General features: G+C 32.3%; 23 protein-coding genes, 1 tRNA gene and 1 pseudogene. 11 read left to right on the plus strand and 14 right to left on the minus strand.

The features are described from left to right. The first annotated feature begins 65 nt into the window (after positions 1–65). Positions 66–1643, plus strand: coding sequence for a sulfatase family protein (locus tag ACVCZW_RS04175; RefSeq protein WP_452229121.1), 1578 nt, complete (start codon positions 66–68; stop codon positions 1641–1643). Positions 1644–1733: 90 nt separating this feature from the next. On the opposite strand, the pseudogene ACVCZW_RS04180 reads toward ACVCZW_RS04175, so the two are convergent. The 6 genes and pseudogenes from ACVCZW_RS04180 to ACVCZW_RS04205 all read right to left on the minus strand — a co-directional run. Next, positions 1734–2270, minus strand: a pseudogene (locus tag ACVCZW_RS04180) (formylglycine-generating enzyme family protein); the annotation flags it as partial. 12 nt (positions 2271–2282) lie between these two features. Beyond that, on the minus strand, positions 2283–2477 hold the full coding sequence (locus tag ACVCZW_RS04185; protein ID WP_452231710.1) for a hypothetical protein: 195 nt from the start codon (positions 2475–2477) through the stop codon (positions 2283–2285). Further along, a complete protein-coding gene (locus ACVCZW_RS04190) occupies positions 2478–2681 on the minus strand; it encodes an SUMF1/EgtB/PvdO family nonheme iron enzyme (protein WP_452229197.1) in 204 nt (67 codons plus the stop codon). 90 nt (positions 2682–2771) lie between these two features. Continuing rightward, complete coding sequence (locus ACVCZW_RS04195; RefSeq protein ID WP_452229119.1) at positions 2772–4391, minus strand: solute:sodium symporter family transporter; 1620 nt, start codon at positions 4389–4391, stop codon at positions 2772–2774. Between the two features lie 171 nt (positions 4392–4562). After that, complete coding sequence (locus tag ACVCZW_RS04200; protein ID WP_452229118.1) at positions 4563–5381, minus strand: SMP-30/gluconolactonase/LRE family protein; 819 nt, start codon at positions 5379–5381, stop codon at positions 4563–4565. 13 nt (positions 5382–5394) lie between these two features. Next, positions 5395–6141 (minus strand): SDR family NAD(P)-dependent oxidoreductase, encoded by a 747-nt coding sequence (locus ACVCZW_RS04205; RefSeq protein ID WP_452229117.1) that lies wholly within the window; start codon positions 6139–6141, stop codon positions 5395–5397. 279 nt (positions 6142–6420) lie between these two features. On the opposite strand from ACVCZW_RS04205, the gene dgoD reads away from it, so the two are divergent. The 3 genes from dgoD to ACVCZW_RS04220 all read left to right on the plus strand — a co-directional run bounded on the left by dgoD (position 6421) and on the right by ACVCZW_RS04220 (position 9268). Continuing rightward, entirely contained in the window at positions 6421–7578 is a 1158-nt protein-coding gene (gene dgoD / locus ACVCZW_RS04210; protein ID WP_452229116.1) for a galactonate dehydratase, read from the plus strand. A gap of 102 nt (positions 7579–7680) precedes the next feature. Next, positions 7681–8628 (plus strand): 2-dehydro-3-deoxygalactonokinase, encoded by a 948-nt coding sequence (locus ACVCZW_RS04215; RefSeq protein ID WP_452229115.1) that lies wholly within the window; start codon positions 7681–7683, stop codon positions 8626–8628. Further along, positions 8621–9268 carry a bifunctional 4-hydroxy-2-oxoglutarate aldolase/2-dehydro-3-deoxy-phosphogluconate aldolase gene (locus ACVCZW_RS04220; protein WP_452229114.1) on the plus strand — a complete coding sequence of 216 codons (648 nt, stop codon included), beginning with the start codon at positions 8621–8623 and terminating at the stop codon, positions 9266–9268. The genes ACVCZW_RS04215 and ACVCZW_RS04220 overlap by 8 nt, the downstream gene beginning before the upstream one ends. Positions 9269–10148: 880 nt before the next feature. On the opposite strand, the gene ACVCZW_RS04225 is transcribed toward ACVCZW_RS04220, so the two are convergent. Then, positions 10149–10233 (minus strand) — tRNA-Ser (locus ACVCZW_RS04225). A 178-nt stretch (positions 10234–10411) separates the two neighbouring features. Between ACVCZW_RS04225 and ACVCZW_RS04230 the strand changes: the two genes are divergently transcribed. The 4 genes from ACVCZW_RS04230 to ACVCZW_RS04245 all read left to right on the plus strand — a co-directional run bounded on the left by ACVCZW_RS04230 (position 10412) and on the right by ACVCZW_RS04245 (position 13804). After that, positions 10412–11047, plus strand: coding sequence for a nitroreductase family protein (locus ACVCZW_RS04230; RefSeq protein ID WP_452231711.1), 636 nt, complete (start codon positions 10412–10414; stop codon positions 11045–11047). 68 nt (positions 11048–11115) lie between these two features. Then, positions 11116–11577: a thioredoxin family protein gene (locus tag ACVCZW_RS04235; RefSeq protein WP_452231712.1), complete on the plus strand. Its 462-nt coding sequence runs from the start codon at positions 11116–11118 to the stop codon at positions 11575–11577. Between the two features lie 98 nt (positions 11578–11675). Beyond that, positions 11676–12872: a DegT/DnrJ/EryC1/StrS family aminotransferase gene (locus tag ACVCZW_RS04240; RefSeq protein ID WP_452231713.1), complete on the plus strand. Its 1197-nt coding sequence runs from the start codon at positions 11676–11678 to the stop codon at positions 12870–12872. Between the two features lie 176 nt (positions 12873–13048). After that, entirely contained in the window at positions 13049–13804 is a 756-nt protein-coding gene (locus ACVCZW_RS04245) for a hypothetical protein (RefSeq protein ID WP_452231714.1), read from the plus strand. 133 nt (positions 13805–13937) lie between these two features. Here ACVCZW_RS04245 and ribB read toward each other — a convergent pair whose 3' ends face one another. The 6 genes from ribB to tpx form a co-directional block, all read right to left on the minus strand. Continuing rightward, positions 13938–15095, minus strand: a complete 1158-nt coding sequence (ribB, locus tag ACVCZW_RS04250) for a 3,4-dihydroxy-2-butanone-4-phosphate synthase (protein WP_452229109.1) — start codon at positions 15093–15095, stop codon at positions 13938–13940. 15 nt (positions 15096–15110) lie between these two features. Continuing rightward, on the minus strand, positions 15111–16940 hold the full coding sequence (locus tag ACVCZW_RS04255; protein WP_452231715.1) for an LptF/LptG family permease: 1830 nt from the start codon (positions 16938–16940) through the stop codon (positions 15111–15113). A gap of 32 nt (positions 16941–16972) precedes the next feature. Continuing rightward, positions 16973–17608, minus strand: coding sequence for a LolA family protein (locus ACVCZW_RS04260; protein ID WP_452231716.1), 636 nt, complete (start codon positions 17606–17608; stop codon positions 16973–16975). A 25-nt stretch (positions 17609–17633) separates the two neighbouring features. Next, positions 17634–20045, minus strand: a complete 2412-nt coding sequence (locus tag ACVCZW_RS04265) for a DNA translocase FtsK 4TM domain-containing protein (RefSeq protein WP_452231717.1) — start codon at positions 20043–20045, stop codon at positions 17634–17636. 172 nt (positions 20046–20217) lie between these two features. Then, a complete protein-coding gene (locus ACVCZW_RS04270; RefSeq protein ID WP_452229105.1) occupies positions 20218–20586 on the minus strand; it encodes a diacylglycerol kinase family protein in 369 nt (122 codons plus the stop codon). A gap of 36 nt (positions 20587–20622) precedes the next feature. After that, positions 20623–21123: a thiol peroxidase gene (gene tpx, locus ACVCZW_RS04275; protein WP_452229104.1), complete on the minus strand. Its 501-nt coding sequence runs from the start codon at positions 21121–21123 to the stop codon at positions 20623–20625. Between the two features lie 232 nt (positions 21124–21355). On the opposite strand from tpx, the gene ACVCZW_RS04280 reads away from it, so the two are divergent. The 3 genes from ACVCZW_RS04280 (at position 21356) to ACVCZW_RS04290 (ending at position 24893) form a co-directional block, all read left to right on the plus strand. Further along, the gene (locus tag ACVCZW_RS04280; RefSeq protein ID WP_452229103.1) at positions 21356–21952 is read left to right on the plus strand and encodes a fasciclin domain-containing protein; all 597 of its coding nucleotides are present in this window, start codon (positions 21356–21358) and stop codon (positions 21950–21952) included. Between the two features lie 219 nt (positions 21953–22171). Beyond that, positions 22172–24346, plus strand: a complete 2175-nt coding sequence (gene katG, locus ACVCZW_RS04285; protein ID WP_452229102.1) for a catalase/peroxidase HPI — start codon at positions 22172–22174, stop codon at positions 24344–24346. 76 nt (positions 24347–24422) lie between these two features. Continuing rightward, positions 24423–24893 carry an ankyrin repeat domain-containing protein gene (locus ACVCZW_RS04290; RefSeq protein ID WP_452231718.1) on the plus strand — a complete coding sequence of 157 codons (471 nt, stop codon included), beginning with the start codon at positions 24423–24425 and terminating at the stop codon, positions 24891–24893. A gap of 67 nt (positions 24894–24960) precedes the next feature. Here the strand turns inward: ACVCZW_RS04290 and ACVCZW_RS04295 are convergent, their stop codons facing one another. After that, the gene (locus ACVCZW_RS04295; protein WP_452231719.1) at positions 24961–25248 is read right to left on the minus strand and encodes a type II toxin-antitoxin system RelE/ParE family toxin; all 288 of its coding nucleotides are present in this window, start codon (positions 25246–25248) and stop codon (positions 24961–24963) included. Positions 25249–25297: the final 49 nt, after the last annotated feature.

A 25297-nucleotide genomic window follows, 5' to 3' on the forward strand; every position in this document is an offset into this window, starting at 1 on the left:
GGCCTCATTGTAGGTAGTTCTTTTTTACTTTATTTGAAATAATTATAATAATTTAAAAGCTAATTATGTTAAGAAAAAACTATCTAAATTTAGTCGTTTTATTAACCTTTTCAATTTTATTAGGTTGTAAATCTGATAAAAACAAAGAAGAAGTAAAGCAGGTTGGAAAAGTAAGCGCTATTAATAAACCAAACATTATTGTCATCTATTTAGACGATTTAGGTTATGGAGATTTAAGCGCTTATGGCGCAACAGAATTGCAAACTCCAAATATAGATGCAATAGCTTCTGGAGGTGTAAAGTTTACTAATGGTTATGCATCTTCAGCAACATGTACGCCAAGTAGATATGCTATACTTACAGGAATGTATCCTTGGAGAAATAAGAAAGCAAAAATCCTTCCGGGAACCGCTCCTTTGTTAATTAGTACAGAGCAGCAAACGCTACCAAAAATGTTGAAAAGCCAAGGTTATGATACTGCAATTGTTGGTAAGTGGCATTTAGGTTTAGGAACCGGAGTTGTAAACTGGAACGAGCGTGTTTCTCCAGGACCTAATGAGGTCGGTTTTGATGAATCTTACATTTTAGCAGCAACACAAGATCGTGTGCCAACAGTTTATATAGATAATGGAAGCGTAGTTGGTTTAGATAAAAACGATCCAATTTCTGTGAGTTACAAAGAGAACTTTGAAGGAGAACCAACTGCGGTTTCTAATCCTGAAATGGTAGATATGAAATGGCATCATGGACATAATAACAGTATTGTAAACGGTATTGGAAGAATTGGTTATATGAAAGGTGGAGAAGCTGCTAAATGGACAGATACAGATATGGCTGACCATTTTTTAGTAAAGGCTCAAGATTATGTAAAGACACATAAGGATAAGCCATTCTTTTTATACTATGCAATGCAACAACCACACGTACCAAGAACACCGCATCCAAGATTTGCTGGTAAATCTGGTTTAGGACCAAGAGGTGATGTGATTTTAGAAGCAGATTGGTGTATTGGTGAATTTATGAAAACCTTAAAAGATGAAGGTGTTTTAGAAAACACATTAATTGTCTTTTCTAGTGATAATGGACCTGTACTTAATGATGGTTATTATGATGATGCAGTAGAAAAAACAGGAAAACACGATCCTAATGGTGGATTAAGAGGAGGTAAGTACAGTATTTTTGAAGCGGGAACACGAGTACCATTTATAACGTATTGGAAAGGGAAAATTAATCCAGGTGTGTCTGACGCTGTTGTTTGCCAGATGGATTTATTAGCATCTTTAGCTAATTTAGTTGGTACAGAAGATACTACAACAGATAGTAAAGATTTTCTAAGTGTTTTAATGGGAGAATCTAAAGTAGGAAGAGAAAACCTAATTATTGAAGCCACAGGAAAAACAGCATTACGTCATGGAGATTGGTTAATGATTCCACCTTATAAAGGTAAAAATTTTAGAGAAAAAGTAGGAATAGAAGTAGGCAATTTACCAGAGTTTCAACTTTATAATTTAAAAGAAGATGCAGGCCAACAAAATAATTTGGCAAAATCTAATCCTGAAAAATTAGAAGAATTACTTCAAATATTTGAATCCTTAAGAGGTGAAGGATATGATAGAAATGTAAAAGAAGTTATCTTTAGATAAAAACAAAAAAAAACACTCAATTCTAATTATAGAATTGAGTGTTTTTAATTAAAAGAATTTTAAGCTATTGCTATTAAGGTATTCGTTCTATTATTTTTTAGATAACATATCTACTGTCGCTACAGTTCTAAAACCTGTATGATCAGCCCCAGAATCGGCACTCATTCTCATTTTTGCTGAAATTCTAAAACTTGCACAATAAGAAGCATTACATAAAAAAGAACCGCCTTTAATAACATATTCTGTAGCAAAAGGATTAGTTGCTGTATATGTTTTTGAAGCTCCTTTAGGATTATCTAAAATTTCATTATCTGTTAAGGTTTTGTAATAATTAGTATTGAAAAAATCACTGGTTAATTCCTAAACATTTCCAGACATATCATATAAACCAATCGAATTAGAATCATAAGATTTTACTGGAGATATATATTTAAATCCGTCAATAGGATTATTTATAGATGGAAATGTACCTTGCCAAGTATTTGCTTTTTTATTAAGTAACTGTGGGGCGTCTCCCCAAGTAAAAATAGCATTTGTGTTTTTTCCTTGCGCTGCAGATTCCCATTCCGCTTCTGTAGGTAGACGTCTATTTGCCCATTTGCAATACGCTAGTGCATCTTCGTAGGCTACATGTACTACTTAATTATCTTGTCCTTTTATAGAAGAATCGGTACCTTGTGGGTGTTTCCAATTGGCTCCAATTTTCCATGTCCACCATTGTCCATAGTTTTGCATGTTTACTAAAGCGTTTACATCTTTATTAAAAATAAGACTACCAGGTTGTAATATAGAATCATGCGGTTTTGGAGTGTTTTCTGGTAATTGTGTTTTCATTTACTCCCAATCAATTTCACGCTCGGCAACAGTAAGATAATCTGTAGCATCAACAAAAGCTTTAAATTGTTTGTTGGTTACTGTGCTAACATCAATAAAAAAACCATCCCCTTTTACATTATGAGATGGTTTTTCTCTTAACATTGCATATTGATCACCATTTTTTCCGCCTTGCAAGAATATTTTTTCTGGCACCCATAGCATTCCCACTGGAGTTTTAACTGTAACTTCTAATTCTTGTTTTAAATTGCTCTTTAAAACGCTGTTTTACCTCCTTAACTGATTTCTTATTCATTATTTCGCAAAATATATATAGATTCCTAAAACAATTGTACAAATTACCACAGACATTGGTTTTAAAAACTTCCAAGGTGTAATGTCAACTTCTTCTGAATATTGTAGTATAAACTCTTCTTTTCTGGGTGAAAGTTTACCAATTATTAGCATTATCATAATATTTAGCACAAATAGAATTGCCATAATATGAAGAAAGTGTGGGTATGTGTTACCTATTACTGTTTCAACGCCATCAACCATTTCTACAACATTAAAAGTAGGTTTTATTAAAAACTGACTTATGGAGTACAGAATAACACCGGAAAATAAACCAACTTTGGCAGCTATAGCAGGCACGAATTTTGTAGTATAACCAACAACAACTATTGTTAAAATTGGAATAGAGTAAGTACCATTAATTTCTTGTAAATATTCAAAAACACTTCCAGCATTAGCAATAAAAGGTGCTACCATCATAGCTAATATTGCTAGAAAAATACCAAAAGATTTACCTGCCTTTACTATTTGTTTTTCTGTAGCTTCTTTATTTATATATTCATTATAAATATCTATACCAAATAAAGTAACACAACTGTTTAATGCAGAGTTAAAAGAACTTAAAATAGCTCCAAATAAAACAGCTGCAAAAAAACCAACTAATGGTTTAGGTAGCACTTCTGCCACTAAAGCAGCATAAGCTAAATCTGGTTTTTCTAGGCTTCCATTAAAAATATAAAATGCAATAACACCTGGTAGTACTAAAATTAAAGGTCCAAGAATTTTTAAAAAAGCACCATATACTAGTCCTTTTTGTCCTTCGGCTAAATTTTTAGCACCAAGTGCACGTTGAATAATAGCTTGATTCGTTCCCCAATAAAATAAGTTAACTAATAACATACCTGTAAATAGAGTACTTAATGGGACATAAGAATCTTCTGACCCAGTAGAATCAAATTTTTCTGGATGCGCATTAACCAAAGTATCTATACCAAGAAACATATCTCCATCTCCAATATAGCACAATCCAAAATATGGAATCATTAAACCACCAATAATTAAACCTACTGCGTTAATGGAGTCTGAAATTGCAACTGCTTTTAGTCCTCCAAAAACAGCATAGATAGAACCTATAACACCAATAGCTATAACTGTTAACCATAACGATGCACCTTTGGATATACCAAATACCTCAGGGACATCAAACATTGTGTTTATTGCTAGTGCTCCTGTATATAAAACTACAGGTAAAAAGATGGTAACATAACCAGATAAGAAAAGTCCAGAAACAATTGCTTTTGTAGTTTTATCATATCTGCTTGCAAGAAACTGCGGTATTGTTGTAATTCCTCCTTTGAGATAACGTGGTAATAAAAACATAGCAATAATTACCATGGTAATTGCTGCTATAGTTTCCCACGCCATTACTAATATTCCTTGTTCATATGCCTGACCATTTAAACCTATAATTTGCTCTGTAGATAAATTAGTTAAAAGTAACGAGCCAGCTATTACGATACCTGTGAGGCTTCGTCCTCCTAAGAAATATCCATCAGACGAGCTTTCGTCAGTATTTCTAGTTTTTAAGTAAGATATTACAGCTACTAGAACTGTAAATCCAAAAAATGTTAAGAATTGCATAATTTATTAGTTTAGTTAGTATTATGTTATATTTTTTTTGTGGTTTCCATGGTTAACTAAAGCAAAAAAACTTTTTTATTTATGATAGGTAATAATCAGTGTAGACCTTATGATATGGCTAATAAGTTAGCTTGCATGGGTGTTAAAAATAATTTTTGAATGTTTTTATGTTTAATTGTCACTTAATTGGATATAAAACAATGCACCTCCATAGTTTTCTTTACTAGAATCATTTTTAGCAGTTGTTATATATAAGTTAGATTTATTATCGAAGCAACATGATGTAACATTGTCACATGGTAATTTCATGGAGTCTATCTTTTCTCCAGTTATTGGATTCCATTTAGATATACATCCACCTCCCCATTCTGCAATCCATAGCATACCATCTTTATTAATACACATGCCATCAGGAAACCCGTCACCTTTCAATTCTACAACGTACGCTATAAATTTGACGTTGCCAGTTTCTAAATCATAAGCATATTTTGCTACTTTTTTTGTTGGTGTATCAATAAAGTAAAGAAACTTATTGTTTTCTGAAAAAGCTAATCCGTTAGAAATAGTAGTGTTTTTGATAATGGTTTTATATTCACCTTTATAATATGAGTAAACATTTCCTACACCATCTTTAACTTCAGGATATCCCATCGTTCCAATGATAATTCTTCCGATTGCATCTTGGATGCCATCATTGTATCTTACCAAGTTATCTATATCAATTTGAAAAGCGAACTTTTTTTGTAATGTATTAAAATCAATTTCAAAAAAACCATTTTTAGAAGACACTAGAATTACTTTTTTTGCTTTGAAAAAAATACAACTAACGGGCGAATCCAGTTTTACGCTTAGAATCTCTTTAGTTATTGGGTTATAACAATAAACTAAACAATCTAATATGGATACAAAATAAAGAAGATTGTTTTCGTTATCATAAACAGGGCCTTCCAAAAGCTCTGAATTAGAATGAAAAATTAAAGTAGGAACCATAAAAAAAAGTTAGTTATATATATTGACCTGCTGTTATTCTTATTTTAGAACCTGTTGTCATTGCAGAATCATCAGAAATTAAGTACATTACTGCTGGTACGGGGTCTTTAGGACTTAACATACGTCCCATTGGTATAACATCTGCAGCTTCCTTTTTTAATTCTTCTGCACTTATTCCTTCTCCTTTTCTTAATTCTAATTCTCCTTCAGTATGTGTCCAACCCATTACAACATAATTCGATCGAATTCCATATTCTGCATAATGATGTGCAATATGTCTTGAAAGCGTGTAAAGCGTTCCTTTGGTAAGTGCATAAGCAGTTCTGTCTTTTTCACCATAATCCATATGAGCAGAACCAAAAAATATAATAGAACCTGTTTTAAGTTCTACCATAGATTTTAAAACGTGTTTAATTAAAAAATATGGTGCTTTAAGGTTGATGTTAAAAACACTGTCATAAACATCTTCTTTAGTTTCTAATAAAGAAGCTTGGGGTGTTATTCCAGAATATAAAACTAATGCGTCTATACTTCCAAATCTTTTTTTAGTTTGAATTACAAAATTTTCTAATTCATTAGTAGAATTCAAATCTACTTTATGAAAATAGAGTTTATCTTCCGCTTCTAAAGATTGAATAAGTTTATTAGCTTCATCTGGATTTCTGCTACAAAAAGCAACATTGTAGCCTTTTTTTAAACAGGCTTTAAGGATCTCTTTTCCTACTCCTCTGTTTCCTCCAAGTATCATTACTGTTTTCATAAATATGAATAATTTTAGTTATGTAAACTTCTGAATATTCTATTGTCACTTTGTATTTTAGAGTCATTTAAATGTTTTTCTCAGTAAAAAATATACATATATTGGAATTCTTTACCGTTCATTATAGAAAACAATAATTCTTAGATAATAAATTTAAAAACCATTAATTTACTCATAGCTACAAATAGATTACTCTAAGAAACTTATTTTTGTTTATGATATTTAACCTTTGACCTAATAGGATAAATGAAGAAAATTTACTTTTAAAAATAAAATCAAATGAGCGATTTAAAAATTGTAAAAATAGAATTATTCAAAGTACCACCACGTTGGTTATTTCTTAAAATAACGACTCAATCTGGTATTATAGGTTGGGGAGAACCAGTTGTTGAAGGAAAAGCAGATTCAGTAGCCGCTTGTGTAAAAGAATTAGAAAAATTCTTAATTGGTCGTGATGCAAGTAAAATAGAAGATATCTGGCAAGTTTTATATCGTGGCGGATTTTATAGAGGTGGTGCCATTTTAATGAGTGCTATTTCAGGTATTGACCAAGCTTTATGGGACATAAAAGGGAAACATTTAAATGTGCCTGTTCATGAACTTTTAGGAGGAGCTGTTCGCAATAAAATGAAAATGTATTGTTGGATTGGTGGAGATAATCCAGACGTCGTTTTAGAACAAGCACATCAAAAAGTAAAAGATGGTTTTAAAGCAGTAAAAATGAATGCTACAGGGGCCATGGAATGGGTGTCTTCTATAAAAGATGTTAAAAAAGTTGCGCACAACATAAAACTATTACGAGAAGAATTTGGTTACGATTTAGATATCGGTTTAGACTTTCATGGTAGAGTTCATAAACCAATGGTAAAACGATTGATAGACGAGTTAGCACCTTACGAGCCTATGTTTATTGAAGAGCCTGTTTTAACTGAAAACAATGATGCTTTAAAACACATATATGGCTACACTAGCATACCTATTGCTACAGGAGAACGTATGTTTTCAAGATGGGATTTCAAAGACATATTACACCAAGGCGTTGTAGATATTATTCAACCAGACTTAAGTCATGCAGGAGGTATTTCAGAAGTTAGACGTATTGCTACTATGGCGGAAGCTTATGATATTACTTTGGCACCACATTGTCCTCTTGGTCCAGTTGCATTAGCGTCTTGCTTACATGTGGATTTTGTATCTGCAAATGCAATTATTCAAGAAAGCAGTATTGGTATTCACTATAACAAAGGCTATGATATCTTAGATTATATGTCTAATCCAGAAGTGTTTGACGTTAAAGACGGTTATATAGAATTGTTAAAAAAACCAGGTTTAGGTGTAGAAATAGATGAAGCTAAGTTACGTGAAGCTCAAAAAATAGGACACGATTGGTCTAACCCAATTTGGAGGCACGAAGACGGAAGTTTTGCGGAATGGTAATATTATACCAAATGTATTTCCGATTATAAAAAAAACGAAACACAACACCTGTTTCCTTACAAAGAAAGTAAACATCATTAAATTTGCCTAGAATATTAAATAATGAACGTACCAAAATATTTTATTAGTTGCGATTGGGGAACAAGTAATTTTAGATTAACTTTAGTTAAAGGGGAGTCTTTAGAGATTATTCAAGAACATGGTACAGAAAAAGGTATTAAGTTTTTACACAAAGAATTTTTAAAACAAGATGAACTTAGTCAAAAAGATTTTTTTTCAGATTATCTTTTAAGTCAAATTCAAGTATTTCCAAAACAATATCAAAACTGTTTAATAGTTTCTGCCGGTATGGTAACTTCTAATATAGGATTATATGCTATGGATTATGCCGAGATTCCTTTTGGTGGTAATGGAGAAAAATTTGTATCAAAAAAACTGCAATTAAATTATGGCTTAGAGATTTTACTCATTTCAGGAGTTAAAAATAATCAAGGCATGATGCGTGGAGAAGAAACCCAGGCCATTGGATTAGAAGAGCATATTAAACCATATAAAGAAGCTATTTTAGTTTTACCTGGAACGCACAGTAAACACATAACTTACAGTAAAGGTTATTTTACAGCACTTAAAAACTATATGACTGGCGAGCTTTTTGAAATTCTTTCTCAAAAAAGTATTTTATTAAATTCTATTATTAAAGTAGATAAAGGCGAAATTATGGAAACCACTTTTTTGGAAGGTGTTAAACTTGGTTCGCAAGGAAAATTAACAGAGCGTTTATTTTCTATTAGAGCTAAAGATTTATTTAACACTATAACCAAGGAGGAAAATTACTATTTTTTAAGTGGATTACTCATTGGAGACGAACTTTCATATTTAAAAAATGAATCAAAAAAAGTATTGGTTGCTTGTCATTTTCCATTGGCTAACTTGTATAGATTAGCCTTAAATGAAATAATAGGTGAAAACAAATATGTGCTTTTCGAAAATGAAATTGTAAACAAAGCCATGTTAATTGGACAACAAAAAATATTAAAACAATATGATTAATACTTCTTTTTCTTGGGAATTATATAACAAAGCACCAATTGTTGGAATAGTTAGAGGACTACCAACTGAAATGGTTAAAAAAATAGTTGAAGCTTATTTAGCTGCAGGATTACACACCATAGAAATTACAATGAATACCAAAGGTGTATCAGAAATAATTGAATATTTGACAACAGAATATCCAAATCTTAATGTAGGTGCGGGAACGGTTTGTAATATGGACGATTTAAATAAGGCTTTATGCGCAGGTTCTCAATTTATTGTCACGCCAATTATTAACGAAGAAGTTATAAAAGCATGTGTTTCCAAGGGGATTCCTGTTTTTCCTGGTGCTTATTCACCTACTGAAATTTATAGAGCATGGGCATTAGGAGCTTCTGCAGTGAAAATTTTCCCAGCCACACAATTAGGTACTCAATACGTAAAAGATGTTTTAGCGCCTTTAAATTCAATAAAATTATTGCCAACAGGAGGAGTTTCAAAAGAGAATATAAAAGCCTTCTTTGAGGCTGGTGTGGTTGGAGTAGGAATGGGGAGTTCATTATTAAATAAAAAATGTATTCAAGAAAATGATTTTATTGGGCTAAAAAATCATTTTATCTCTATTAAAAATGAGATAAAAGACTTTGTGAAAGATTAATACATCTGTTCTTTATTGTTAAATTTTAGGACTACAGTTTTTAATTTTATTTCTATAACCGTAAGATTATGGGCGTTTTTCTTTAATAAATATTAAGTGTTTCTAATATATTCTAAAATCTAAATTAAAAGATTTTTTTATAAATATTAAACAAACTCCTATAGTTTTATATGTCCACTTTACTTAATAATACCTTTTAATACATTAGCAGGTAACGAGACAAACAAAGCGATACAAAAACATGTAATTGTTAATGTAAAAGGCTCAGACTTCAGCAAAATAGATACTTTGCAGGGAAGAGTGAAACGAAAAACAATTACACAGTCTATGATGATTAATTGAATTGAGTTAGCAAAAGAAAATGAAACGCTAGATTTAGAAAAAGCTTTTTAGAATACCTAACATTGCCAACCAAAGATAAATACAGCAGAAGGCAAATTATATGACAAATACTGTGAAAATAGATTTTGCATGTTGTGTTGTCGTATTCGCAAAACGGAAATAATAAATCACTAGTATCCAATTATTAAAACATGGGAATCACCCCATTTTTTAACAAAGTCTATACTATTTCGTTATGGAGATGAAAAGGATAAAGAGTTTTTTGATATAAAATACCTCAATCATAATTTTTCGGTAAAAAAGTGACTTCTGATACCTATATGGACGCCTAAAAAAAAGCCCTATAAACAATGCGTTTATAGGACTTTTTGCAGTGAATGAGGATTGCATATCCCATAATGGTTATCCAATACAAGCATAGAAAACCAAATCAAAAAAAACTTGATTTGTATTTTTTGTTTTACACAAAATACCAAAGTAAAAGTCACATTTTTCATAAAACAAAAAAACCATAACTTTCGTTATGGTTTTCCTTTTGCGGAGAATGAGGGATTCGAACCCCCGGAGGTGTGACCCTCAACAGTTTTCAAGACTGCCGCATTCGACCACTCTGCCAATTCTCCTTGAGTGCCTCATTGGATATTCTCCAAATGCGAGTGCAAATATATAATCCTTTTTAGTAGTTACCAATTAAAATACGAGTTTTTATTACTTTTTTTTTATTCTTCTTCCAATAAGTTTTTGCAGAACTTGGTTATTAAGTCATTACAAATAGTATTTTTGCCAAAATATGTTATTAGAATGAATATAATTGATCATTTATCTTGGCGATATGCTACAAAATCCTTCAATCAAGAGCTGCTCGTTAATAAAGAAGCGTTACAAATACTCTGTGATGCCTTTAATCTAACAGCAACATCTTATGGCTTACAACCAATAAAGTTGGTGGTTATTCAAGATAAAAAATTGCAGGCAGATTTGGTAGAACATTCTATGCATCAGCAGCAAGTAGCACAAGCATCACAAATATTGGTGTTTTGTATCGAAACGAATATTGATAAAGAATTCATATTAAATTATTTTAATAGAATTAAGACAATACGCGATACGCCAGACGCTATTTTAAATCCGTTTCGTGATTTTTTAATCGATGACTTTTCTAAAAAAGAACAAGAAGCTATTGAAGAATGGGCAACCAAACAAGCATATCTTGCTATGGGAAACATGCTAACCGTTTGTGCAACCCAAGGTATTGATTCTTGTCCGATGGAAGGATTTACTCCAGAAAAGTATGATGAGGTTCTTGATTTAAAAGGGAAAAATTTGAAATCGGTGTTAATTATGCCAATTGGCTATCGTGCAGAAGACGATATGTTTGCCACATTTAAAAAAGTAAGAAAAGAGGTTTCCGAATCGGTAATCCTACACCAACAATAAACTGGCAAGATTGTTGTTATATTAAAAAAAAATATACATTTGTATAATACACCTTATTCCATTTTAAGATGAAAAATCTAATTCTAATAGTCGCTTTTGCCTTTGTAAGTAGTATTTTTTCGCAAGAAGAAGAAATGTCTAACCTAAATTGGTTGACAGATATTAACCAAGCAAAATCGGTATCTTCCAAAGAGAAAAAACCCATTTTAGTCTATTTTACTGGAAGCGATTGGTGTCCTCCTTGTAAAATGTTGAAAGAAGATTTTTTCAATTCGCCAGCATTTGAAGAAAAAGCAAAAAACATGGTTTTGCTAATGGTAGATATGCCAAGAAGGATAGATATTATCTCAGCAGAACAAAAGGAAAAAAATATAGCTTTAGTGCATAAGTATAATAAAAATGGTAGCTACCCAAATATTGTAGCGCTTAACGCAAGTGGAAAGGTTATTGGTGAAATTTCGGGATATACCTTTTTACGTGAAACTGATAGACACGATGCATTTGTGGATTCGGTTTTAGAGAATTATTAAAGAAATTAAATATTTAAAAAGCGTCACAACGAATAGTTTTGACGCTTTTTTTATTCCTTATATTAAACGTAAATTTGTAACAACAATTATATTAAATTATGCCTGGATTTGAACTTTTTGGAGATAAAGAACGTAAAGAAGTAAATGATGTACTAGAAAACGGAGTGCTTATGCGCTATGGTTTTGATGGTATGCGAAATGGACATTGGAAAGCTAAAGCTTTAGAAAAGGAATTAGAAAAAACATTAGAGTGTGATTATGTTCAATTAGTATCTAATGGTACTTCAGCAGTTTCTGTTGCATTAGCAAGCGCTGGTGTTGGAGCAGGAGATGAGGTTATTATGCCAACATTTACCTTTGTTGCTAGTTTTGAAGCTATATTATTACTTGGTGCAATTCCTGTTTTAGTAGATATTGATGATACTTTAGGTTTAGACGCTAAAGCGGTGGAAGCTGCAATTACACCAAAAACGAAAGCGGTTATGGTTGTGCAAATGTGCGGTAGTATGGCCAATATGAACGACTTAGTACAGGTTTGTAATAAACATAATTTACTTTTAGTGGAAGATGCTTGTCAAGCAATTGGCGGACGATATAATAATAAACCATTAGGAAGTATTGGTGATTTAGGTTGCTTTTCTTTCGATTTTGTTAAAACAGTTACCTGTGGAGAAGGTGGAGCTGTAATTACAAATAATAAAGATTACTATACTAATGCAGACCGTTTTAGCGATCATGGTCACGATCATATTGGTAGTGATAGAGGCGCAGAATCACATCCTTTTTTAGGTTATAATTTTAGGATTTCAGAATTGCATGCAGCAGTAGGATTAGCGCAAATACAACGTTTACCTGAGTTTTTAGAAGTTCAGGAGAAGCACTATACTATTTTAAGAGATGCCTTATCTCAAATACCGGAAGTAACATTTAGAACGGTGCCAGAAGGAGGAAAGGAGAGTTACGCTTTTTTAAATTTCTTTCTGCCAGATTTGGAAACGGCAAGAAAAACAATAGATGGATTTAAAGAAAGTGGAGTGGATGTATGTTGGAATTATTTCGATAACAATTGGCACTATGTTAGAAAATGGAACCATTTAAAAGATGCTAAATCTTTGTTTCCTTTATCTCAAGAAATTAAAGATTCTTTAGCGGTATTAAGTAAAAAAACATTCCCACAAAGTGACCATTATATAGGAAGAAATATTTCTTGTCTCATAAAATTATCATGGACAGAAGAAGAAGTAAAACTACGTGCAGAAAAAATGGTTTCGGCTATAAAAAAAGCGTTAGTTTAAAAGATACTAAACATTGGATTATATAAAGATCGTTAAATTATTTTAACGGTCTTTTTTTATGCGGATTAGTAATACCATACCATAATTTTCTCCCACCGATTTATGTGCTTTATACAAAATGTTAACCTTTCTAAAATTGGAAACATAAAAAGGAAAACATTTAAATCGTATTAATCATGAAATTATTTAAAAAAAATAATCTATCCCTTTTACTTCTAACGATACTTACCATGGTGTCTGTGTCCTGTAGTATCGATTCTATTGAAAACAATGATGACGATCCACAACAGCAATCCACTTCATTAGATGCCTTGCAAGGCAATTGGGTGCGAGTTGGTGGTAATAATCCAACTAATAATGGATTAAAAGTTAATGTTCAAAACAATATAGGGAAAGTAACCGATCCACAACAATCTGGCTTTTTAGCAGGAGATGTGAAATGGAAAGACATGTTCGGGCTAGGCTCTGGAGAGTATACACATCAAGAATTAGGAAGTGATTATAACTACTATCCGGCAACCATAAAATATGGTGTAGATGATACACTGCGTATAGATGTAAATCATTCTGGTGCAGGAAACATTCAAAAATGGGTTCGCGAAGCTAATTTTACACCACAAAGTGTTTTTCTAGCGGAATTACAAGGCAGTTGGATTCGCGTAGGAGGTAATAATCCAACAAATAACGGCGTTGTGGTAGATGTCGTCGAAGATACAGGAACCATTACGGATGCTTCTTTATCGGAATTTAATCTAGGAGATATCAAATGGAAAGAAGTATATGCTTTAGACGCAAATAGTTTTATATATGAAGAACTTGGTAGCGATTATAATTATTATCTAGCTTCTATGGAGCTAGGTGTAGCAGATACCTTAAGGATTTCTGTGAACTATAGTGGTTCTGGTAATATTCAGAAATGGGTAAGACAGTAAAGCAACAGCTTAAAATATTAATAAATAAGATATTAAAAGGCTATTAATCAATATGGATAGGGGAACTGTTTTAGCTTACGCTAGAATAGTTCCCCTTTTCTTTTACTTAAAATATATGTTGTAATTAATAGGTTTAATACCCTACATATTCTACAATCTCTAATCCGTAACCAATCATACCAACACGTTTGGTTTGCTGGGTGTTCGAGATTAATTTTAGTTTATGAATATTTAAATCGTGTAGAATTTGTGCGCCAATACCGAAATCTTTAGAATCCATTTCAATACTAGGAGCTTTTATTACTTGACCTTCTGTTTGTGTTTCTTTTAAAATACTTAATCTTTTTAAAAGATTCATCGATTGGGATTGCTGATTGATGAAAATAACGGCACCTTTTCCAGCATCGCTAATCACTTTGAACATGTCGTCTAATTTTTTATCTGCATTATTGGTTAATGTACCAAGAATGTCATTGTTAACAAGTGTAGAGTTTACACGTGTTAAAACCGTTTCGTTTGCAGACCATGTACCTTTGGTTAGTGCAATATGAATCTGATCATTTGTCGTTTGATGATATGCTCTTAAACGGAAATTTCCAAATCGTGTTTCAATATTAAAATCTTCTTTTTTCTCTATTAACGAATCGTGCTCCATGCGGTAAGCAACAAGGTCTTCAATAGAAATAATTTTTAAGTCGAATTTCTTAGCAACTTTTAGCAGTTGTGGTAAACGTGCCATGGTTCCGTCTTCATTTAAAATTTCTACTAAAATTCCAGCAGGTTTTAAACCAGCTAAACGTGCTAAATCTACAGAAGCTTCGGTGTGTCCAGTTCTGCGTAAAACACCTCCGTTTTTGGCACGTAAAGGGAAAATATGTCCTGGACGGCCTAAATCTTGGGGTTTGGTGTCTTCTTTTACTAAGAACTCAATTGTTTTAGATCTGTCGTGTACTGAAATTCCAGTAGTACAACCATGTCCTATTAAATCTACAGATACTGTAAATGGTGTATGGTGTAAAACCGTATTGTTTTGTACCATCAAATCCAAATGTAATTCTTCACAGCGATCTTCGGTTAGTGGTGCGCAAATTAATCCACGACCATGTGTAGCCATAAAATTGATCATCTCTGGAGTTACTTTCTCTGCGGCAGCTATAAAATCGCCTTCGTTTTCTCTGTCTTCATCATCCACAACAATAATAACTTTACCGTTTTTAATATCGGCTATGGCTGCTTCAATAGTATCTAGAGTGTACTCTTTCTTATTGCTTTCTTTTGTTGGTGTTATCATGTTACAAAGGTATTCTTATTTTAATGTATTAGAAAAGTCTTCACTAATTTTATTTCGTCTTAAAAAATGAGTCAACGGATAAATAACATAACCCAAAAGAAGTGTTATTGGATTCTTTGCGTTTGTTTTTTCCTTTATTAAGGCATACATCGCATGCATGTTTAAAAACAATTTTATATAGTAAATAAGTAATATTACAAAAGAAACAATACTTAGTTGTAAAGCTGCTGAAGCAAAATTAGGAAGTTTATTGTTTTTAAATACAAGGAATAATATAATTAAGAGGAATCCTGAGATATAGAATGTTAATGCCGTTTTAGAATGAAAACGATAATCTTTAAAAATAGATTTTAAGGTATCGGTGTCTTCTGGTGTAATTAAGCTATCTTCTGTAGTGGTAATTTCTTCTTCTTGAGAAGCGGATTTAATTTTAAAGAGTTTTTTTATTGGTTCAATAATATGGTCAAACTCAAATAAACCTCTATCTGCTGTTGCTCTTCTAGTTAGGAAGACTCCTAAAGGAAACATGATAATTGTAGAAATCCAAGGTGCTAATACAGGGTTTATGCTACCATCATTTGCACTGTTTTTTGCAAAAATACCAATAAAATGGTAGGTTAAAAATAATAGAATTGCAATTACCATAGGTAAACCAATTCCTCCTTTTCTAATTAATGCACCAAGTGGAGCACCAACAAAAAATAGGATAATACAAGCAAATCCTAGGGCAAATTTTTCATGAAAAGCTACTATATGTTTGTTGTAATTTGTTTTTTTTCCCTTTAAAAAATTTTCTTTGGAGATGATTATTTGTTTGGTGCTATTCGTCGTATTTAATGCTAAATCTACTAGTTGCAATTTCTTTTTAGTATCATACAAGCTTAAAATATCGCCATTAAAGGTAGAATCTTGTTTGATATTTAAACCATTATCTAAGGATGCAATTTGTGATCTTAGGTATAGGTTGTCGGAAAAAGCATCGTATTCTTTTTTGTTTTCAATAGTAAGGGAGTCTATAGTGTAGTTTAGATCCCTTATATTAAGCATGCTGTATTTATCTGAAATATTTTTTTCATCTAAATCCTGACTGTTTTCTTGAGATAAGTCAATGTTGACCGTGTATTTTTTAAAAGCAGTCTTTACTAAAGGATTTTTTTCTCTTTCCTTAAAGCTTTTTGGGGGTGTGTCATCATAAAAATAACCATCGTGTAATATTAATTGTAAAACACTAGACTTGTCGTTACCTATAAGCTCTCCTGTTTTAGAAATAATAGTGATATGATTTTTATTACCTCCTGAAGTGCTACTTTTTTTATGTATAACAACACCTTTAAGATCTTTTCCGTTGATACCGCTTTTTTCTTCAACCTTAATATTAATATCTCCAACATCATTAAATTGTCCTTCGGCAATAGCCATTGCAGGTTTTAATTTCTTAATGTTATTACGTAAGTTATAAGAGTTGTATTCTCCCCAAGGTATCACACTATTACTAAAAAAGAAAGTGGTAATACCAAGTATGCCAATAAATATACCTAAACCAGTCATGGCGCGTTGTAATGAAATACCAGTAGATTTCATAGCGGCAAACTCATAGTTTTCGGCAAAATTACCAAATACCATAATGGAAGCTAGTAGAATGGTTAGTGGTAATACTAACGGAATTAACTTAGGTGAGTAGTACAATAGGAACTTTAAAACTATAATTAAGTCTAGATCCTTACCTGCTAATTCTTTAATAAAGAGCCAGATGGTTTGTAAAACAAAAATCAGCATGAGTATTAAAAACACGCTGATAAAGGTTTTGAGATAAGTGCTTAAAATGTATCGATCTAATATTTTCACACTTTAAATGTATTGCTATTCTTTTAGTTAACTTAATCTAATTGTTCTATGTAGTAGTTTTCAAACTTACTTTCGTCAAAGGTAAATAAGGTTTTCGAAATAGTCTCATTAGTTTTAAAAGAATTAACGGTTAAAGTGGTTTTTGTTCCATTTTTACCTGTTTCAATTAAATTGTATATGTGTTTTGTTTGCGCATCTATTCCTAAAAGTACCGATTTTATTTCAGAATTAGAATCTATAGGAATTAATTTTACATACTGTATTTTTCTTCCTTGTACATTTTGAACAATGTCCATTTTATATGTAAAACCATCTTCGTAAAAAGATAACATTTTACTAGGTGTTATGCTACCTTCGTCATCCATCGCTTCTTTAGAAATGGTTACTTGTTCGTCTTCTGGACTAATGCTGTAAAGTGTCTTTCCGTCGTAAATTCTAGTAATTCCAAGAATGTTTAGCTTATATTTTTCGCCTTGCATAAAAACATCACCACGTGTTTCTTGATTAATATCTTCTGCAGTATTATGTAGTACATACTTAAAATCGATAGCAATATTATCATAGCTTTTTACTTTTTGAGAAACTTCGTCTAACAATTTTTTTGCATCATTTTGTGCAAAACTTGTAGCGCTTAATAAAATGGTGAATATGAAAATTAACTTCTTCATAATAAATACTTCTTTTTTTTGTTTGTTATAAACTTTCGTTTGCTAATAATTGGTCGAGACTTACTAAATCTGGAACTAAAACTTGTCTTGCTTTACTACCTTCAAAACCGCCAACAATTCCGGCAGCTTCTAATTGGTCTATTAAACGTCCTGCACGATTGTACCCTAATTTTAACTTCCGTTGTAATAGGGAAGCAGAACCTTGTTGTGCAATAACAATAAGTTCGGCAGCTTCACGAAATAGTTTGTCTCTGTCTGAGATATCTATATCAAGACTTGTGCCACTTTCTTCACCAACATACTCTGGCAGTAAATATGCATCTGGATATGCTTTTTGCGCACCAATAAAATCTACTATTTTCTCCACTTCTGGCGTGTCTACAAAAGCACATTGTATACGTACTAATTCATTTCCTTGGGTGTACAGCATATCTCCACGACCTATAAGTTGGTCTGCACCAGAGCCATCTAAAATAGTTCTAGAATCTATCTTACTCGTTACTCTAAAAGCTATTCTTGCTGGGAAATTGGCTTTAATAATTCCTGTAATTACATTGACAGAAGGTCTTTGTGTTGCAATAATTAAATGGATTCCAATGGCACGAGCTAATTGTGCTAAACGAGCAACCGGCGTTTCTACTTCTTTACCAGCAGTCATAATTAAATCGGCAAACTCATCGACAACCAATACAATATACGGCAAAAAAGCATGACCATCATTCGGATTTAATTTACGTGCTTTAAATTTGGTGTTATATTCTACAATGTTACGACATAATGCATTTTTAAGCATTTCATAACGATTGTCCATTTCAATACAAAGCGAATTAAGAGTATTAATTACTTTGGTATTATCGGTAATAATAGCTTCTGCTTCATCTGGAAGTTTTGCTAAATAATGACGTTCTATTTTATTAAATAAAGTAAGCTCTACTTTTTTAGGATCGACCAAAACAAACTTCACTTCTGCAGGATGTTTTTTGTAAAGGAGGGAAGTAAGTACCGCATTTAAACCTACCGATTTTCCTTGTCCTGTTGCTCCAGCCATTAACATGTGTGGCATTTTAGCAAGATCGACAACAAAAGTTTCATTACTAATGGTTTTTCCAAAAGCAATTGGTAATTGCATATCTGATTTCTGAAACTTTTGAGATGCTATTACAGATCGCATAGAAACGATGGTCGAATTTTTATTTGGTACCTCAATACCAATAGTTCCTTTTCCAGGAATTGGTGCAATAATACGAATACCTAAAGCCGAAAGCGATAAGGCAATATCATCTTCTAAGTTTTTAATTTTTGAAATACGAACTCCTGCTTCCGGAACAATTTCATAAAGTGTAACTGTCGGTCCAATAGTCGCTTTTATGCTTGCAATACCAATTTTATAATTATTTAGGGTTTCAACAATTCTATTTTTGTTGCCTTCCAGTTCTTCTTGGTTTATAGAAATGCCTTCGTTATCGTATTTTTTTAATAAATCTAAAGGCGGAAATTGGTAATTACTAAGTTCTAAAGTGGGATCAAATTGTCCAAAATCTTCTACAAGTTTGTTTGCTAGATTATCGGTTTCCGAAACTTCTTCGGCAACTTTCTCTACTTCCATAGCTAGCTCTTCTTCCTCAATTTCTTCTTCTTGTGCTACTTCTACTTTAAATGCTTCCGTTGTAACTAAAGGTTTTTCCTCTTTTTTTATTTCCGGTTTGCTTAGTTTTATTTCGCCTTTATCTAAAGGAACGTTAAATGCTGCTTTTATTTCTTCTGCTTCTGCAGTTAAATCATTATCTAAAGGAGTGAATTCTTCTTTAAAGTCTTCAATCTCTTCATTAATTTCTTTTTTCGCTTTACGGAATACTTTTTTAAACGTATCTACAGTCATTTTAAAACGTGTAGCTAAATACGTAATTAAACCAAAAACGAGCATCAATACGGTTCCTATTTTACCAATATAATCTTGTAAATAGGAATTGATTTCAAAACCAATTACACCTCCTAGTAAATCGTTTTTATGTGCAAAGAAACCGAATAGGATAGATAGCCAAACAACGATCAATGTTCCCCAAAACCAGTGTTTACCTAGTTTTTCTTTTTTTAGATTTAATAAAACATAAACACCAGAAAGAAATATTAAGCCAGAAAATATAAAGGAAGAAATCCCAAAACCACGTTGTATAAAAAAGTCGCTTAACCAAACGCCAGATTTACTTAACCAGTTTTGCGTTTCTACGTTTCTAGAAGCAAACTCAGATAAAGTACTTTGGTCTGCCTTTCCTGTAAAAAAGAAAGATAGAAAAGCGATAAAAAGCAATAATCCAAGTATTATTAATAAGCTTCCTAAAACCAATTTTTGCTGGCTAGACAACTTAAAACTTGGCGCTTTTAATGATTTAGTTTTCTTGGTGGTAGTCTTTGTAGTCTTCGTTTTCTTTTTTGCCATAGGTATTTTCCACAAAAGTGAAAATCTTTAAATTTCTAATTTTTGCTGAATATGTTTTCAGACCGTTTTAGTCTAGATTGAAAACAAAAATACAAATTACAAATGGTAACGAAACTTTATTCTAAAAAATTGTAAACAATGTTTATAAGAATAGGAAGTTTGGGGCATTCTATTAAAAAATTTTCGGAAAATATATAATACAACCTATGATAGCTGCTGCAATGGCGAAAATAAAAACAGCTCCAGCTGCAAGATCTTTTATAAGTCCGATTTTAGTATGATGCTCCGGGTGAATAAAATCTGCAATCTCTTCAATAGCTGTGTTTACGCCTTCTAGTGCTAGAATAAGTGAAATACATAATATTTGTATAATCCATTCCGAGGAAGAAATCTCGTAATAAAATCCTAGAAAGGTCATAATAATACCAATGCAAAACTGAACTTTAATGCTATTTTCGGTAGTTATTAATAAGAAGGCACCTTTAAAAGCATATTTCACACTTTTAAGTCTGTTTACAAGAAAAGATTCTTTTTTTGTCATTATATAACTTTTAAAGCTACCTCTTTTTAGGATATATTATTTTAAAGCTTCTAATGCAGCTTTATAATTTGGTTCATCACCAACTTCTTGTACTTGCTCTGTATAAGTAACAATTCCATTTTCGTCTAAAACAACTACACATCTGGAATGTAATCCTGCAAATGCTCCAGTAGTAATTTCTAAACCATAATCTTTACCAAACTGTCCTGTTTTAAAATCAGATAGCATACTAACGTTTTCTATACCTTCTGCACCACAAAAACGTGCTTGCGCAAATGGTAAGTCTCTAGAAATACACACTACTTTAGTGTTTGTCATTTTTGCAGCTTCCTTATTAAAAGTCCGCACAGAAGTAGCGCAAGTTCCTGTGTCTACACTAGGAAATATATTTAAGACTACTTTATGTCCTGTGAAATCAGATAGTTTTTTAGTAGATAAATCACTTACTGTTAATGTGAAATCAGGAGCTTTTTCTCCAACTGTTGGTAAACTACCACATGTTTCTGTAGGTGCACCACCTAATGTTATTTTAGCCATTTTTATATGTTTTAATTAAAATATAAAATTAAGAATAATTAAATGCTAATACTATCCAACGATAACTTTTTTTATTTTTTTTAAAACACTCAAAATGTTGTTGTATATGGCGTTATATCTAATGGCTACGTTAATTTCTTGTTAAAGCACCTGTAAACTCAAAACCAACATTAGTAAATCTTCGTTTATAGAATAGAGACAAGAAAATAACAATTTAAAAAAAAACGAAATTATGAAAACATCAAAATTATTAAAATCTGCATTATTTACTGTAACAATTTTCACTTCTATTAGTGGTTTTTCTCAAGATAAAATAATGAATAGTGACAAAATGCAACAAGAGAAAACGGTGATGGTTGGCGGAGCAGAAATGTATCCAAGTAAAAACATAATAGAAAACGCGGTGCATTCTAAAGAGCATACCACTTTAGTAGCAGCCGTAAAAGCAGCAGAATTAGTAGAGGTATTGACTAGCGAAGGACCTTTTACTGTATTTGCACCAACAAACGAAGCATTTGCAAAACTACCAGAAGGTACCGTCGAGACTTTGTTAATGACTAAAAATAAAAAAACATTGCAAACCGTATTAACGTATCACGTAGTTGCCGGAAAATGGAATGCAAAGGATGTTTTAAAGTTGATTAAAAAAGGAAATGGAAAAGCGGAAATAGAAACCGTAAGTGGAGGAATGATTACGGCTTGGTTAAAAGGGCAAGACATATATATTATAGATGCAAACGGAAACGAAGCAAAAATTACTATTGCAGATGTTAATCAATCTAATGGCGTTATTCATGTAATAGATACTGTTTTATTACCAAAATCTTAGTTTTAGGGATTAATTAAGGTTAGTTAGTGAAAAGTCACTTCAATTTGAAGTGGCTTTTTTTTGTTTAAGAAGGTAGCTTTCTTTAATTTTAATGATTAACTAAATATTTTAAGCATAAGTAAATATTATGAGAAAATAAAAATAATCAATTTTACTTATAGCTATTTGGTTTGTTTATGTAGTAAGTTTATAAAAAATTAAACTGTAAAATTTTAAAATATGGATCATAACAATAATGGAGACGCTAGTAAATGTCCTTTTATGCAAGGAGCAATTACTACCACAGAGAAAGCTGTAACAGACTGGTGGCCAAACACCTTAAATTTAGATATTTTACATCAACAGGATACCAAAACGAATCCACTAGGAGCCGATTTTGATTATCAAGAAGAGTTAAAGAAGTTAGATGTAGATGCCTTAAAAAAAGACCTTCATGAGTTTATGACCGATAGTCAAGATTGGTGGCCCGCAGATTGGGGACATTATGGCGGTTTAATGATTAGAATGGCTTGGCATTCTGCAGGTTCTTATAGATTAGCAGATGGACGTGGCGGTGGAGGAACAGGAAACCAACGTTTTGCTCCTTTAAATTCTTGGCCAGATAATGTTAGTTTAGATAAGGCAAGACGTTTACTTTGGCCTATTAAGAAAAAATATGGTAATACCGTAAGTTGGGCAGATTTAATTATTCTTGCTGGAACTATTGCTTACGAAAGTATGGGACTAAAAATATACGGTTTTGCATTTGGTCGTCAAGATATTTGGCATCCAGAAAAAGATGTGTATTGGGGTGCCGAAAAAGAATGGTTAGCACCAAGTGATGAACGTTATGGTAATGTGGATAGCCCAGAAACAATGGAGAATCCATTAGCAGCAGTACAAATGGGATTAATATACGTAAACCCAGAAGGCGTAAACGGGAAGCAAGATCCGTTAAAAACAGCATTGCAAGTACGCGAAACATTTAAGCGTATGGCAATGAATGATGAAGAAACGGTGGCTTTAACAGCTGGTGGACATACCGTTGGTAAAACACACGGTAACGGAGATGCTAGTATTTTAGGTCCAGATCCAGAAAGTGCTGATGTGGATGCACAAGGTTTAGGTTGGGCAAATCCAACAAAATCTGGTAAAGGTAGATATACGGTAACAAGTGGTTTAGAAGGTGCTTGGACAACTCACCCAACAAAATGGGATAACGGATTTTTTGAAATGTTATTTAACCACGAATGGGAATCTAGAAAAAGTCCTGCAGGCGCAGATCAATGGGAACCGGTTAGTATAAAAGAAGAGGATAAGCCCGTAGATGTTGAGGATTTAACAACAAGACTTAATCCAATGATGACAGATGCCGATATGGCCATGAAAATGGATCCTATTTACAGAGAAATTTCCTTAAAATTCATGAATGATTTTGATGCATTTTCTGATACATTCGCTCGTGCTTGGTTTAAATTAACACATCGTGATATGGGACCAAAAGACCGTTGGTTTGGTCCAGATATCCCTCAAGAAGATTTAATTTGGCAAGATCCTATTCCAAAGGGAAATTATAATTATAATGTCGATGCTGTAAAAGATAAAATTGCAAGTACAGATTTAACTGTTTCAGAACTTGTGTCTACCGCTTGGGATAATGCAAGAACCTATAGAGGATCCGATTTTAGAGGCGGATCAAATGGAGCACGTATTCGTTTAGAGCCTCAAAATACTTGGGAAGGTAATGAGCCTGCGCAATTACACAAAGTATTAGCTGTTTTAGAACCTATTGCAGATGAGTTTGGTATTAGTGTTGCAGATGCTATAGTGTTAGCTGGTAATGTTGGTGTAGAAAAAGCAATTAAAAAGGCAGGAATGCATATTAGTGTTCCTTTTGCTCCAGGTAGAGGAGATGCTACACAAGAGATGACCGATGTCGAATCTTTTGAGTCTATGGAGCCACTTGCTGATGGTTATAGAAACTATCAGAAAAAAGAATATGTAGTGAGTCCAGAAGAAATGTTATTGGATAAAACACAATTACTAGGTTTAACAGCGGTAGAAATGACGGTTTTAGTTGGAGGAATGCGTGTTATGGGTACCAATTATGGAGGGACAAAACATGGTGTTTTTACAGAAAACGAAGGTGCATTAACTAATGATTTCTTTGTAAATCTTACCGATATGATTTTTGAATGGAAATCTGTAGATAATGGTATTTATGAAATTAAAAATCGTAAAACTGGTGAAGTTAAATTTACTGCAACTCGTGTAGATTTAGTATTTGGTTCTAACTCTATTTTACGTTCTTATGCAGAAGTGTATGCGCAAGATGATAATAAAGAAAGATTTGTAACAGATTTTGTTGCAGCTTGGACTAAAGTGATGCGGGCTAATCGTTTTGATTTAAAATAAAAAACAGGAATTAATTTATAACAAGAGAAAAGGAGTGTGTTTAAAAACGCATTCCTTTTTTATTTATAAGAATGAGATGAAAGACATAAATAATTTATTTGAAAGTATAAAAAACAGAGATAATAATACTTTAAAAGTATTGTTAGAGGGAAACCCCAAACTAGCTGAAGTTCATGACGAACGTGGTTTTACTCCTTTAATTTTAGCAACGTATTTTGATAATGAAGCTGTGACAAAAATATTAGTAGAACATAAAGCACCAATTAATGCTAAAGATGCCTCGGGAAATACCGCTTTAATAGGCGTAAGTTTTAAAGGAAATGTTGCTTTCGTAAAATATTTAATGGAAAACGGGGCTAATTTGAATGAAGTGAATGTCAACGGAACTACTGCCTTGTCCTTTGCAACACAATATGATAAAGTAGAAGTAGTGAAGTTACTTTTAGAACATAAAGCAGATAAAACGATTAAAGATAACGAAGGAAAGACTGCCTTAGAGTATGCCGAAGCAAAGCATTTTATGAAAATTGTAGGGCTTTTGGAATAAGCTTTTTATGATTGTTTAACGTTAAAACCTAACAAATAGATATACAACGTGTTTACATTGCAGTATTTTAAATCGTATTCTCTAAATCTTGTCTTCCTATTATTGTTATTATATCTACAACATCTTCATTTGCTTTAAATAAAATACTATCAGATCCGTATACACAGCGTCTATACCCTTTTTTTATAAAATCAACCGATTGAAATGAATATGGTCTGTGAGCAATGCTATGGAAATACTCAAAAAAAGAATCAAAGTATTTATCTACTTGTGTAATTCCTAATTTTTCCACTCTGTACGGCTGTGTTCTTATCACGTCTTCTTTCGCAGTATTTCGGATTCTAAATGCAGCCATGGAGTAGGTCTTTCGATTGTTTTAGAATTTACTGTTTTTAAATTCTAAT

The sequence above is a fragment of the Lacinutrix sp. MEBiC02595 genome (assembly GCF_053601555.1).